11 protein-coding genes are annotated in these 12607 nt (G+C 69.9%); 4 read left to right on the top strand and 7 right to left on the bottom strand.

Going from position 1 to position 12607, the window contains the following annotated elements; translation table 11 throughout:
- Positions 1-12 precede the first annotated feature (12 nt).
- The 4 genes from OHA25_RS47910 (at position 13) to OHA25_RS47895 (ending at position 4034) form a co-directional block, all read left to right on the top strand.
- Complete coding sequence (locus OHA25_RS47910; protein ID WP_327583499.1) at positions 13-1197, top strand: CdaR family transcriptional regulator; 1185 nt, start codon at positions 13-15, stop codon at positions 1195-1197.
- A gap of 223 nt (positions 1198-1420) precedes the next feature.
- Complete coding sequence (locus tag OHA25_RS47905) at positions 1421-2290, top strand: helix-turn-helix domain-containing protein (protein WP_327583498.1); 870 nt, start codon at positions 1421-1423, stop codon at positions 2288-2290.
- 85 nt (positions 2291-2375) lie between these two features.
- A complete protein-coding gene (locus OHA25_RS47900) occupies positions 2376-3077 on the top strand; it encodes a discoidin domain-containing protein (protein ID WP_327583497.1) in 702 nt (233 codons plus the stop codon).
- 234 nt (positions 3078-3311) lie between these two features.
- A complete protein-coding gene (locus tag OHA25_RS47895; protein WP_442941973.1) occupies positions 3312-4034 on the top strand; it encodes a fibronectin type III-like domain-contianing protein in 723 nt (240 codons plus the stop codon).
- Positions 4035-4136: 102 nt separating this feature from the next.
- On the opposite strand, the gene OHA25_RS47890 is transcribed toward OHA25_RS47895, so the two are convergent.
- From OHA25_RS47890 to OHA25_RS47860, 7 genes are read right to left on the bottom strand one after another with little or no spacing between them, the layout of a single operon-like run.
- Entirely contained in the window at positions 4137-5765 is a 1629-nt protein-coding gene (locus OHA25_RS47890; protein WP_327583495.1) for an amidohydrolase, read from the bottom strand.
- Between the two features lie 31 nt (positions 5766-5796).
- Positions 5797-7212, bottom strand: a complete 1416-nt coding sequence (locus OHA25_RS47885) for an amidase (protein WP_327583494.1) — start codon at positions 7210-7212, stop codon at positions 5797-5799.
- Positions 7209-8111 (bottom strand): ABC transporter ATP-binding protein, encoded by a 903-nt coding sequence (locus OHA25_RS47880; protein WP_327583493.1) that lies wholly within the window; start codon positions 8109-8111, stop codon positions 7209-7211. Before OHA25_RS47880 ends, OHA25_RS47885 begins: the two co-directional genes overlap by 4 nt.
- A complete protein-coding gene (locus OHA25_RS47875) occupies positions 8104-9072 on the bottom strand; it encodes an ABC transporter ATP-binding protein (RefSeq protein ID WP_327583492.1) in 969 nt (322 codons plus the stop codon). Before OHA25_RS47875 ends, OHA25_RS47880 begins: the two co-directional genes overlap by 8 nt.
- Positions 9069-9935 carry an ABC transporter permease gene (locus tag OHA25_RS47870; RefSeq protein ID WP_327583491.1) on the bottom strand — a complete coding sequence of 289 codons (867 nt, stop codon included), beginning with the start codon at positions 9933-9935 and terminating at the stop codon, positions 9069-9071. The genes OHA25_RS47875 and OHA25_RS47870 overlap by 4 nt, the downstream gene beginning before the upstream one ends.
- Positions 9932-10894, bottom strand: a complete 963-nt coding sequence (locus tag OHA25_RS47865; RefSeq protein WP_327583490.1) for an ABC transporter permease — start codon at positions 10892-10894, stop codon at positions 9932-9934. Before OHA25_RS47865 ends, OHA25_RS47870 begins: the two co-directional genes overlap by 4 nt.
- Entirely contained in the window at positions 10891-12507 is a 1617-nt protein-coding gene (locus OHA25_RS47860; protein ID WP_327583489.1) for an ABC transporter substrate-binding protein, read from the bottom strand. The genes OHA25_RS47865 and OHA25_RS47860 overlap by 4 nt, the downstream gene beginning before the upstream one ends.
- Positions 12508-12607 lie beyond the last annotated feature (100 nt).

The raw sequence follows: 12607 nt of genomic DNA, 5'->3' as shown, positions 1-12607 counted from the left end.
GTGGAGGCGCCGATGCTGACACCGTTGATCGCCCAGGAGATCGCCCGGGAAACAAGCACGATCATCGGATTTAACGTGCTTATTACCGACAGAGAGGGCATGGTGATCGGGAGCGGGGACACCGCGCGCCTGGGGACCTTTCACGAGGCGTCGGTCGAGGTCATGCACACCCTGCGCGCGGCGAGCCACGGCCTCGAGGCCGCCAGGGGGCTCATCGGCGTGCAACCGGGCATCACGCTGCCGATCCTGCTGAACGGCGAATCCGTCGGGACCGTCGGCATCACCGGCGACCCGGAGCAGGTCGAGCGCTTCGGCCTGGTGGTGCGCAACCAGACGGAGATCCTGCTCCGCGAGTCCCTGCTCCAGCGATCGCTGCTGCTGAGGGAGAGCGCCGTCGAGGACCTCCTGCGAGACCTGGCCCACTACGATCCGGAGATCGCCGAGCCCGACCTCATCGCGTTCAAGGCTCACGAGCTGGGGCACGACCTGCGGCTGCGCCGCTGTGTCGTGGTCATGGACATCGACGCCCCGACCCAGGAGATCCGCTCGCCGTCGGAGCCCGGGACGCTGCGTTCAGCCATCCTGCGGGTGCTGCGCCGTAGGTTTCCCGACGCGCGAGATCTGCTCGGCAGCATCGCTTCGGGACGGTTCGTCGTCCTGCACCATCTCGCGGCGCCGCACGACGCGGATCCGCTCGCGGACCTGCTGGCCAGATGCAGGCAGGTGGCCGGCGACCTCATGCGGCCGCGCGGGATCGCGTGCAGGATAGGCGTCGGCGGCCTCGCGGCTTCCGTCACGCAGCTCCACGACTCTTACCGGGACGCGGCCAACACCCTCTACCTGGCCGATCGCCTGGGGCGCGGCGAACGCGTCACCCGAATCGCGGACGTACGCGTGCACGATCTGCTGACCACGGTGGCGCACGGGGCGCGGTCCAGGTTCGCCGAGGCGACGATCGGCCCGTTGCGGCGGGAACCCGGGTGGAAGGTCACCAGGAGAACCATCACCGCCTGGTGCGAGTCCGGCTTTCACCTCGTACGGGCGTCGAACGCGCTGCACATCCACCGCAACACGCTGGTCTACCGCCTCAACAAGATCGAGACGCTGCTCGGTCCCGGCTTCAAGGACGCCAGGACCTGTCTCAGTCTCTACCTCGCCTGCCTCATCGACGAGCTCGAGGACCCTGCCCCGGACTGATTGACCGGCTGCATATTCGGTACGAGGCCGCGCGGACACATCGGACAGGCCTGCACGGCGACCGGCTGCTCGGCAAGCGACACCCGGTGTCCGCAACGCCGCTGACATCAATCCTGCGAAGCGCTTACCTGCGCGATCGTGCTCGCAATGCGAGATCCATCCGGCGACCTATGTTCGTTCTATTGAAATTTTTCGATATGGCGAAATCCGGAAGGAGACGCGGATGGCCAGGAGCGCTGCGTGGGGTGGCGCCGAGACGAACGTCGCTCCTGACGAGCAACTGCTGAGCAAGGTGGGCGCGAAGATCCGCGAACTGCGCGGGCAGCGCCACCTGTCCCTGCAGGCGCTCAGCGACCTGTCCGGAGTGAGCATCGGTGTGGTCAGCGAGATCGAACGTGGAATCGCCAACCCGTCGATCAACACGCTCGCGCAGCTGGCCCACGCCCTGAACATCTCGGTCGGCCATCTGTTCCACGTGCCCGAGCGGCAGTCGCCGGTGGTACGCAGGGTCGACCGGCGCACACTGGGCGCGCGTGACGGGATCGCCGGCGACGCCCAGCTGGAGCTGCTGACCCCGTCGCTCAGAGGCGCGCTCGAGGTGGTCTGGGTGACGGCCCCACCCGGCTACGACACATCCGCCACTCCGTTCTCCCATCCGGGCGAGGGATTCGGCATCGTCCTGTCCGGACGGCACGAAGTCTGGCTCGACGGCACGTGTCACGTGCTCGAAGCCGGCGACTCCATCACGTACCAGTGCGCCACGCCGCACTGGTACCGCAACCCCGGCCCCGAGACGGTCGAGGCCCTCTGGATGGTCACTCCTCCGACCTTCGAGCCCGTCCTGCACTGGCAAGAAACTCATGACATGCGTACCAAGGCCCTCCTCCTCGCCGCCACGACCCTGCTGACCGCGAGCGCCTGCGGCGGCACCGCGCCCACGACGTCCTCATCCTCGTCCTCGGCCGCCACGTCCGGCCTCTCGATCGGGATCTTCGTCGACGACGCCTTCGGCGACGGTGACTTCTTCGACCAGGCGAGCGCCGCCGAAGAACCGCTACGGACGAGCCTCGAGGCCAAGGTAAACAACCTATGAGGTCCGCCTCCAGGCGCAGAACTTCGAGCCGCTCCTGCAGGACGCGGAGAACGCCGCGGCCCCGGCCACCATTCGCGGTGGCGCGGTGGAGAAGGGATTCACCGACGACGCCGCGCCCTGGCTGACCGCCACCGAGCTGTGGGGCAGGGTGATGGTCGCCATGCTCGACGCGCTCGAAGCCCGGCAGGCCGGGGACACGACCAGGGCCGACGCGTTGCTCGCCGACTCCCGGGAACTGCAGCAGCAGGCCCGCGCGGTCCGGGTCAGCCCGCCGCGCAACACCTGGGGTTCGGTCCAGCCCAAGGTTGGCGACGGGGTCCTCGACGTCTTCTTGGTCCAGGCTGACGTCCGGATCCAGCTGTGGGACGTCGCCGGCGGCGGCAAGAACCTCGCTCTGGACGGCACGGCGACCGCGTCGAGCGTGGAGCAGGGCCTCGACCGGCTCGCCGCCCGGCACGTCAACGACGGTCTTATGGGCACCCGCTGGGCTTCCGGCTACTCCGACAACGAATGGGTGCAGGTCAAGCTCGCCGCACCGGCGAAGGTCGCGGCCGTGACCCTGGCCTGGGAGAACGCCTGCGCGGCTGAGTACCGGATCCAGACCTCCGCCGACGGCGCCACCTGGACCACCGCCTCCACCCAGCGTCCGGACACGTGCGGCAACGACGTGATCCGGATCACCGAGGATGAGGCCGTGCAGTACGTCCGCATGCAGGGCGTACGGCGCAAGACAACGTGGGGGTACTCCATTTACGAGATGGGCGTCTACGGAGCCCCCGTGTCCTGACCCGGCTCAGATCCGGAACGAGAGGAGCGCCGGGGCATCCGGCGCTCCAGTTGGTCGCGTTGCTCGCCGAGTCGAAGTTCCCAGCCGCACACAAGCCGTCCCGCCTGCCGTGCCGCGGTGATGAACGACGACTCAGTGGCAGACTGTACTTGCCGATAACGCCATCCGTGCAGGTCGAACGGCGTCGCGACGTGTACCTGTTCCGGCTGCCGACAGCCACCGGGGGAGGGCAAAATGATCATCCGTGCTCTTCCGTCTGGCCTACCTGACTGTCACGAACGCCTTTGCCGCACTGCGGCCGCTGCCGCTGGGAGATCGAGACAAGGATGTCGAGATCCTTGCCCTGCGACACCAGATCACCATTTCGGAACGGCAACTCGGCGTCGGCACCAGGGCGAGATTCGCCCCGGAGGACCGGGCGTTCCTCGCGGCTCTCCTGACGTCGCTGCCGCGCGAAGTCCTGCGCGGGCTCCGGCTCCTCATCCGCCCGGACACCGTCCTTCGCTGGCACCAGCGATCTGGCCAGCAAGCGCCATGCTCGCATGTGTCGGAAGAAGCGGCCCGGATGGCCGCTACCGTGCGCTCCATCGGCGATCTCGTTCTACGGCTGGTCAAAGAGAATCCGTCATGGGGCTACCGGCGCGTGCACGGCGAGCTCACCACCCTCGGTATCAAGGTCGCGCCCTCCACCGTTTGGGAGATCCTCAAGCAGGAACGCGAGGTTGTGCGGGTCTATCTGGCGCCAAGGGTGCCAGACGCTTCGCGGCCCGCCCGCTGGCCGGGTTCGCCGTCGCTGAAGTTGGCCCAGGCACGAGCACCACTGTCTCCATCGACATCCCGCGCCGCGCGGCCGAGATCTGGACCGACAATGGATGGCATCTGGTTCGTGGTGACTACGTCCTCCAGATCGGCCACGCGCTCGACGACATCCGCCTGACCACCGCCGTCACCCTGTAAGGCCCGCCTGCACGCTTGGCCAGCGCATCAGGCCGGGCCTGCTTGGCGCAATCGCTGCGGGCGAGGCCGTGCGGCCCTCGCCCGCGCTTCCGGTTGGGGCCGTCAAAAGGCCGGATCAGTGTGGACGCGCTCGCCTTCGACGTAGGTGGCCAGCACCGACGTCCCGGCGAGCTCGTCGGGCGGGACGGCGTACGGGTCGCGGTCCGTGACCACCAAGTCGGCCAGCTTGCCCTTGTCGATGGTGCCCGTCCGGGCGTTCAGGTGGTTCAACCGCGCCGTGCCGAGCGTGTAGGCGACCAGCGCGGCTGTCAGGCTCAGCCGCTGTTCCGGCAGGAACACCTCGGCGTTCCCGCCCGGAGGCGTTCGATTGACGGCGACGTGGATGCCCAGGAACGGGTCGGGGCTGCTGACCGGCCAGTCGCTGCCCGCCGCGAGCGGGGCGCCGGCACGGACGAGATCCCCGAACGGGTACTGCCAGGCCGCCCGTTCCGGGCCGAGGAACGGGATGGTCAGCGCGTCCATCTGCGGCTCGTGTGCCGCCCACAACGGCTGCACGTTGGCGGTGATGCCGAGCGCGGCGAACCGCGGCACGTCGTCCGGGTGCACGACCTGCAGATGGGCGATGTGATGACGGTGGTCGTTGGCACCATTGGCGGCGCGCGCCGCCTCGAACGCGTCCAGAGCGTCCCGGACCGCCCGATCGCCGACGGCGTGCACGTGGACCTGGAAGCCCTCGGCGTCCAGGCGGGTGACGCACCCGCGCAACGCCTCAGGATCGACGAAACTGAGCCCTCGGTTGCCGGTCAGGCACCCGCACCCGTTGAGATAGGAGGAGGTCATCGCGGCGGTGAAGTTCTCCACCACGCCGTCCTGCATGATCTTGACGCTGGTGGTGCGGAACCGGCCCACCTCGTCCTTGCGGGCGAGCAGCTCGGGGATCTGCTCCTCACCCCTGTCGCGATCCCACCACAGCGCGCCGACCACCCGGGCGGTGAGCAGCCCCGACTCGGCCGCCGCCAGGTAGGCGCGCTGCACCTTCGGATCGACCATCGCGTCCTGCCAGGCGGTCACGCCGGCGGCGTGCAGTCTCCGCTGGCCGGCCTGGAGCGCCCGCAGCATCATCTCCGCCGTCGGCTCGGGGACGTGCCGGCCGACCAGGTGCGATGCGCCCTCGTGGAGGGTTCCCTGCGGCGCGCCGCCGGCCTCTCGCTCGATCCGCCCGTCCGCCGGGTCGGGAGTGCTCGCGTCGACACCGCTCAGCTCCAGCGCCCGGGTGTTGACCCAGGCGCCGTGGCCGTCCCGGTTGATCAAGTGGACGGGCCGGTCGGGCACCACCGTGTCCAGCAGGCGCCTGCTGGGGGTTCCGCCCGGGAACCACTCCATGGACCAGCCACCCCCGCTGATCCATTCGGCCTCCGGGTTCGCCTCGGCGTACGCGCGGATGGCCGTGACCGCCTTGACCGCATCGCGGGCGTCATGCAGGTCGCACTGGATCATGGTGAGGCCGGCCAGGACGGGGTGCACGTGGGCGTCCTGGAAGCCCGGGAGCAGGGCGCGGCCGGCCAGGTCGACGACCTCGGTGCCGCGGCCGATCAGGGGCCGCACGTCGGGGTGGTCGCCGACGGCGACGATCCGGCCGTCGCGGACGGCGATCGCTGTGGCCGTGGGGCGCACCGGTCCGAGCGTGTGCACCGGGCCGCCGCGGAAGACGAGGTCGGCGGGGGCGGTCATGTGGTTTCTCCTTCTCGCGTGAGCGGAGTGATCAAAGCGATTCCGGGCGGTGCGTCCAAGGGCGGACGTGTTCGACGGCGGCGCCGACGTGGAAGACGGTGGCGTCTTCGTAGCTGCGGCCGACGATCTGCACGCCGGTCGGCACGCCGTTGGAGGCACGTCCGGAGGGCACGTTGAGCACCGGGCAGCGGCTGGCGATGTTGAAGACCGTGGTGAGCGAGTACTCCATGTAGTGGTCGAGCTCGACGCCGTTCACGGTGAGTTTGGTGTCGACATACTCCTCGCCCGCCCGCAGGCCGGGCCCGCCGGTGGTCGGACAGATCAGCGCGTCGTAGCGGTCGAGTAGCTCGCCGATCGGGCGGTAGATCGCCGCCTCCATCTCCAGGCCGGCCAGGAAGCCACCGCCCCGCTCGTACGTGGTCCTGGCTTGCGCGGCGAAGTCCAGCGCGTACCGGGTGAGCGTGTCACCGTGCGCGGCGGCGATCCGGCCGACCATGGGGCCGAAGACGGCGCCGAAGTGGATGAAGGCGGCGCGCATGACGTCGGCGCGGCGCAGCCCGACCGCGACTTCCTCGACGACCGCCCCGGCCTCCCGTAACGCGTCGGCCACGGCCAGGGTGTTGGCGGCGATGTCCGGCTCGATCTCCCAGTCGCCCAGGTTGGGTGCGTACGCGATGCGCATCCCGGCCACGTCGCCCAGCCTGTCGGGGATCCGGACGGCGGGGCGGAGCGAGACCACATCGTGAGGGTGCGGGCCGGCGATGACGTTCTGCAGCAGCGCGCAGTCGGCGACGGTGCGGGCCATCGGCCCGTCGTGGCAGTAGTGGTCGAGGTTGAACGGCGGCATCGCCGGCACCCGGCCGTAGGGCGGCTTGTAACCGACGGTGCCGGTGTTGGCGGCGGGCAGCCGGATCGAGCCGCCGATGTCGGAGCCGGTGGCGAGAACGGCGGTGCCAGAGGCGAGCACCGCACCGGAACCGCCCGAGGAGCCGCCAGGGGAATAGTCGAGGTTCCACGGGTTGCGGGTGACGCCCCACAGCTTCGAGTGCGTGAACGCGGCGCAGCAGAACTCCGGAGTGGTCGTGCGGGCGTGCACGATGCCGCCCGCGGCGACGATCCGTTCGACGACCGGGTGGGTGACCTCGGCCACGTGGCTGGCGTGGGCCAGCGAGCCGTCCGAGGCGATCCGTCCTGCGATCGGCTGCTCGTCCTTCGTGGCGGTGGGAATCCCCTCCAGGGGGCGCGGGCAGCCGGCGCGGTAGGCGCGCTCAGCCTGCTCCGCCTGGAGGAGCGCCTCGTTGAACATGTGCTCGCTCATCGCGTTGACCTGGGGCTCGACGGCCTCGGCCCGCTCGATGAGCGCGGTCATCAGTTCGACGGGAGACAGCTCGCGCGAGCGGAACATCCGCAAGGCGTCGGTTGCGGGAAGGTAGGGGAGGTCGGTCACTCGGCCGCACTCCTTTCCGTGGAGTCGGTTTCTGCGGCGTGAGAACGAAGGGACGTCGAGGGCGTCGGAGCGGGCGGCGTCTTCCGCAGAGCGGCCGCGAGGGCGCGCCGGTCGGCTGCGATCCTGGCCGGGTCCCAGCCGGGTCGCGGCACGGAGTGGAGCAGCAGCCTGGTGTACGGGTGGTCGGGTGCGGCCAGTACGTCCGGGGTCTGGCCTGTCTCGACTGCCCGTCCCTGATAGAGGACGAGGATGTCGTCGGCGACGTGCCGGACAAGCGCCAGGTTGTGTGTGACGAAGAGGTATGCGACGCCAGTGTCACGGCGGATCTCCGCCAGCAGGTCGAGGATCTGGGCCTGGATGGACACGTCGAGTGCGGCGGTCGCCTCGTCCAGGATCAGCACCTTCGGCGCGGTCGCCAGCGCGCGGGCGATCGCGACCCGCTGGCGCTGGCCACCGGACAGCCGCCTGGGGAGCGTGCCTGCCTCGCGTTGGCCGATGCCGACTCGTGCCAGCAGTTCGTCGCGCCGGGCCCGGCGTTGCGCTGGGCTCATGGAGAAGTGCAGGCGCAGCGGCTCCTCGACGCACCCGGCGACGGTGACGCGGGGGTCGAGCGAGAGGTAGGGGTCTTGAAAGACCATCTGGATCTCCCTGGCGTGGGCCAGCCTGGTGGCCCGGCCGCGCACGGCGTGCGAGCGGTCCCGCCCGCCGACGCGGATCCGGCCGGCGTCCGGCCGTTCGAGGCCGACGAGCATCCGCGCGGTGGTCGTCTTCCCTGACCCCGACTCGCCCACGATGGCCAGGGAGCCGCCGGGAGGCAGCGAGAAGGAGACGCCGTCGACGGCGACATGGTCGCCGAACGTCCTGCGCAGGCCCTCGACCTCCAGCGCGTGCTCACTCATCGATCAGCTCCTCCACGCGCAGGCAGGCCACCTGGGCGCCGTCGACGTCCCGCCGGACGGGCTTCCCTTCGCCGCACCGGGGCCGCGCGTGGGCGCACCGGGCCGCGAACGCGCATCCGGCAGGCGCCTCGGCGAGCGACAGCGGCCGCCCGGGGACCCCGTGCGGCGCCTGGTCGGAGTCCAGCCGCGGGGTCGCGGCCAGCAGTCCCACGGTGTACGGGTGGCGAGGCCGGCCGAAGAGCCCCTCGGCGGACTGCGCCTCCACGATCCGGCCCGCGTACATCACGTAGATGCGGTCGCAGATCGCCGCGGCCAGCTCCAGATCGTGGGTGACGAAGAGCATCCCCATGTCGCGCTCGGCCTGCAGGCGGGTGAGGATCGAGATCACCTCGGCCTGGGTGGTGACGTCCAGCGCCGTGGTCGGCTCGTCAGCCAGCAGCAGCCGGGGCTCTCCGGCGAGCGCGCCGGCGATCATCACGCGCTGCAGCATGCCGCCGGAGAACTCATGCGGATACCTGCGCAGCGCCGCGCGCGGCTCGCGGATGCCGACCGACTCCAGCAGGTCCTCGGCCTGCCTGATCGCGTCCTTACGCAGCACGCCGCCGGCCCGCATCCCCTCGGTGACGAAGTCGCCGATCCTTCGCAGCGGGTTGATGGAGGCCCTGGGGTCCTGGAAGATCATGGAGACGTCCTGGCGGCGCAGCTCGCGGAGCCGGACGGGCGACATCGTCAGGATGTCGTCCCCGTCCAGCCGCAGGGCGCCGGTGGCCGCAGCCCCTTCAGGAAGCAGCCCCAGCGCCGCTCGGCAGGTGACGGACTTGCCGGATCCGGATTCCCCGACCAGGCCGACGGCCTCGCCTCGCGCGACGTGCAGCGAGACACCGTCGACGATGGGGCGCGCGGCCCCGCCTCCCGTGAGCCGCACGGTCAGGTTCTCGATCTCCAGTAGTGGCGCGGTCATCGTTGCTCCCGCCGTGCGACGCGGTCGGCGATGGACTCGCCGACGAGGCTGAAGGCGACCACGGTGACGACGATGGCGACGCCGGGGGCGAGGGAGGGCAGCATGGCGCCCTGGAGCAGGGACGTGGAACCTTCGTTGATCATCGCGCCCCAGTCGGCCGTGGGTGGCTGCACGCCGAAGCCGAGGAAGGACAGCGCCGCGAGGTCCATGAGCGCGTACCCGAAGTTGATCGCGGACTGGGCGAGGATCAGCGGCGCGATGTTGGGCAGCAGGTGCTTCACGCAGATCACCCAGCCGGACCAGCCCTGCACCCGGTACGCCTGGATGTAGGGGCGGGCCTTCTCCTGCAGGGCCACGTTGCGTGCCAACCGGCCGACGTATGGCGCGTAGGCGAGGCTCATCGCGATCACCGGCGCGGTCAGCCCGACGCCGAAGACCGCAACCAGGATGATCGCCAATAGCAGGGCGGGGAAGGAGAAGACGAGCTCCATGGCGCGCGACAGCACGGAGTCGACGGCTCCGCCGTACCAGGCGGCCGTCACTCCGATCAGTGTGCCGAGCGCCGTCGACACGATCACGACCATGAGCGGGCCGAGCAGCCCCGTCCGGGCGCCATAGATCAGCCGGGACAGGACGTCCCGCCCGGACTGGTCCGCGCCCAGCGGATGCTCGGGAGTGGAGCCGCTCAATGTCGCTGACAGATCTACGGCGTCGGGGTCGTGCTGTGCGATCAGCGGGGCGAACACCGCCGCCACGATCAGCAGGGCCAGCAGGGCGAGGGCGGCTGCGACGAGCTTGTCGCCTGTGACGAGATGGGCCAGCGGTGCGAGGAGCTTGCGCCGGTGGACGGGTACGGCGGTCATACTGTGCCGCCCTTCGGATGGGACAGACGGGGGTCGATGAGCGGATGGAGCAGGTCGACGACGAGGTTGGCGGTGACGAAGGCGAGCACCACCAGCAGGCTGACCGCCTGCACGACCGGGAAGTCCTTGACGGTGACGGAGCTGACGAGCAACTGGCCGACCCCGGACAGGCCGAAGGCGGTCTCCACGATCGAGGTGGCGACCAGCAGGCCGGCGACGATGGTCCCGGACACGGTGGTGACCGGGCCGAGGGCGTTGCGCAGCACGTGGCGCCGTACCACGACCGAGCCGGGGACCCCGCGGGATCGGGCCACCTCGACGTGTTCGCGTCCCAGCTCCTCCCGCATGGACGTCCGGGTGACGCGGGCCAGCAGGCCGACGAAGGTCAGGGCGAGCGCCGCCGCCGGGAGCGTCAGATGGTGGATCCGGTCGCCGAGGCCGCTCCCGTTGCCGAAGGCGGGGAACCAGCCGAGCTGGATGGAGAACAGCGAGATCAGCCCGATCGCGGCGACGAAGGACGGGGTGGCGGTGGCGACGCCCGTGCCGACGAGGACCAGCCGGTCGACGACGCCCCGCCGCAGGGCGGCCACCGTACCGAGCGCAAGTCCTCCGATCATGATGAGCACCCCGGCGTAGCCGATGAGCCACAGGGTCGTCGGCAGCCGGGCCATGATGAGACCGCCGACGTCCTGCCTGAACTGCGCCGACTTGCCGAAGTCGCCGGTGACGACACCTTCGATCCACTTCGCGTACTGGATCGGGAACGGGTCGTTCAGGTGGTACTGCTCTTTGATGGCCGCGACGGCCGCCGGTGACGCCGAGCGGCCTCCCAGGAGGAAGGACGCCGGGTCACCGGGGGCGAGATGGACGGAACCGAAGACCAAGAACGACGTGATCAGCAATGTCAAGGCGATGCCGCCGATCCGGCGGAGGAGGAAGCCGGCCATGGTCGAGCTCAACCTGCCGATCCCAGAGGGGCGCCCCACGGGAAGACGAGCTGGGCGATGCCAGTCGGCGCGCCGGTGAGCCGCTTGTTGAGGAACAGCGTGTGCGGCACCTCGTACAACGGGATCCACACCATGTCGCGGACGGCGATCTCCTGCAACTTGGCGACCGTCGCGGCGCGCGCGGCCGGGTCGGCCTGCGCGCTCGCCTCATCGACCAAAGCGTCGTACTCGGGGTTGGAGTAGCCGCCGTAGTTGGCGAAGTTGCCCGTCGTCAGGATCCCGTAGAACTCCAGCGGGTCGGGGGTGGAGTCGTACCAGACCGTCATGACCAGGTCGATGCCTTCCCGGGCCTTCGGGTCGGAGAACAGCGCCGTGTAGGCCTCGGGGGCGACCGCCTTCAGCTCGACCCTCAGGCCGATGGCCTGGCCCGCCGCCTGCACGGCGTTGGCGATGACGCCGATCTCCGGGGAGAGCGTGCTGGTCGCCATCACGATCTTCTTGCCGGTGGCGCCGGCCTCCTCGACCAGCTTCTTGGCCCCGGCGATGTCCCGGTTGAGTGCCGGGAGCTTTGCGTAGTACTCCTTGGCCGCCTCCGGCGCGATGCCCCAGGCGCCTGTGGCGCCGGGCGCCTTCGCCGGGGTGGCGACACCACCCGCGGCGGCCTTGATGATGCCGTCGCGGTCGAGCGCCATGGACAGCGCCTTACGGACCTTGACGTCACCGAGCGCGCCCTTGAGATTGGTGGGGATCACGCTCACTGTCGTCGTGTTGGGGCCGAAGTAGAGCGTGCCGTTCGCGGCGGTGCGGAGCTTGGGGAACCCGGAGGACGGCAGCAGGTAGCCGCCGTCGACCTCGCCGGCGAGCAGCGCGTTGACGCGAGCGGCCGGGTCCGAGATGAACACGTTCTTGATCGTGTTCGCCTTCGGCGCCAGCGACGTGTCCCAGTAGCCGGCGAACTTCTTGAGGATGATCGACTGACCCTTCTGCCAGGAGCCGAAGGAGAAGGGGCCGGTGCAGTTGACGCCGACGTCCGGGGTCCCGTAGCCCTCCTTGGACAGGAAGGCGGCGCTCTCGACGGTCCCGGCGGAGGTGCCCATCTCCGCGTTGAAGAGCTGGTCGGGCTTTTTCAGGTGGACCGTGACCTCCAGCGGCCCCGTCTTCTCGATCCTGTCGACGTTGCGGTAGACGGAGACCCAGTACGAGCCGACTTTGGGGTCCATGTGACGGCGCAGGCTGGCGACGACGTCGCCGGCGGTGAGTGTGGAGCCGTCGTGGAACCTCACCCCTGAGCGGATCGTGTACACCCAGCGCTTGGGGTCGGGGGATCGGGCCGCGCTGGCCAGGCCGGGCTTCACCTTCATGTCCGGAGTGATCCGCATGAGCTGCTCGCACACATTGGCGAGCACGGTGTTGGGCGGGTAGTCGAAGGCGTACACGTAGTCGAGGGATTGCGGTTCGGCGTAGAGCGACCAGGTCACGGAGTCCACCGGGCCTTTGGCGGGTGGGGTGTCGTTGGTGATCTCGAAGGTGCCGGAGGGGCCGTCCTTGCCGGCCGGTGAGGCGCCGCAGGCAGCGACCGCGAGCGCGAGCAGTGCGGTTGTGGCAGCGAAACGGGAGGTGCGCATCAGACCACCTCTTTCGGAACGGGCCGCAACGAAAGGGTGCGGCTGGGGTGGCAGCGAGTATTCGTGAAGGAACGTTCCTGCACAAGAGCCCGATGGAACG

This window comes from Nonomuraea sp. NBC_00507 (genome assembly GCF_036013525.1).
In the GTDB taxonomy this organism is placed as follows: Bacteria; Actinomycetota; Actinomycetes; order Streptosporangiales; family Streptosporangiaceae; genus Nonomuraea.
The sequence above is the reverse complement of the archived record's forward strand: the minus strand, read 5'-3'. Positions and strand labels throughout refer to the sequence as shown.

Bases quoted from the DNA above. Each gene is read 5' to 3' on its own strand.
- OHA25_RS47910 (WP_327583499.1), top strand. From the start codon at position 13: ATGCTGACACCGTTGATCGCCCAGGAGATCGCCCGGGAAACAAGCACG.
- OHA25_RS47905 (WP_327583498.1), top strand. From the start codon at position 1,421: ATGGCCAGGAGCGCTGCGTGGGGTGGCGCCGAGACGAACGTCGCTCCT.
- OHA25_RS47895 (WP_442941973.1), top strand. From the start codon at position 3,312: ATGATCATCCGTGCTCTTCCGTCTGGCCTACCTGACTGTCACGAACGC.
- OHA25_RS47890 (WP_327583495.1), bottom strand. From the start codon at position 5,765: ATGACCGCCCCCGCCGACCTCGTCTTCCGCGGCGGCCCGGTGCACACG.
- OHA25_RS47880 (WP_327583493.1), bottom strand. From the start codon at position 8,111: ATGAGTGAGCACGCGCTGGAGGTCGAGGGCCTGCGCAGGACGTTCGGC.
- OHA25_RS47875 (WP_327583492.1), bottom strand. From the start codon at position 9,072: ATGACCGCGCCACTACTGGAGATCGAGAACCTGACCGTGCGGCTCACG.
- OHA25_RS47870 (WP_327583491.1), bottom strand. From the start codon at position 9,935: ATGACCGCCGTACCCGTCCACCGGCGCAAGCTCCTCGCACCGCTGGCC.
- OHA25_RS47860 (WP_327583489.1), bottom strand. From the start codon at position 12,507: ATGCGCACCTCCCGTTTCGCTGCCACAACCGCACTGCTCGCGCTCGCG.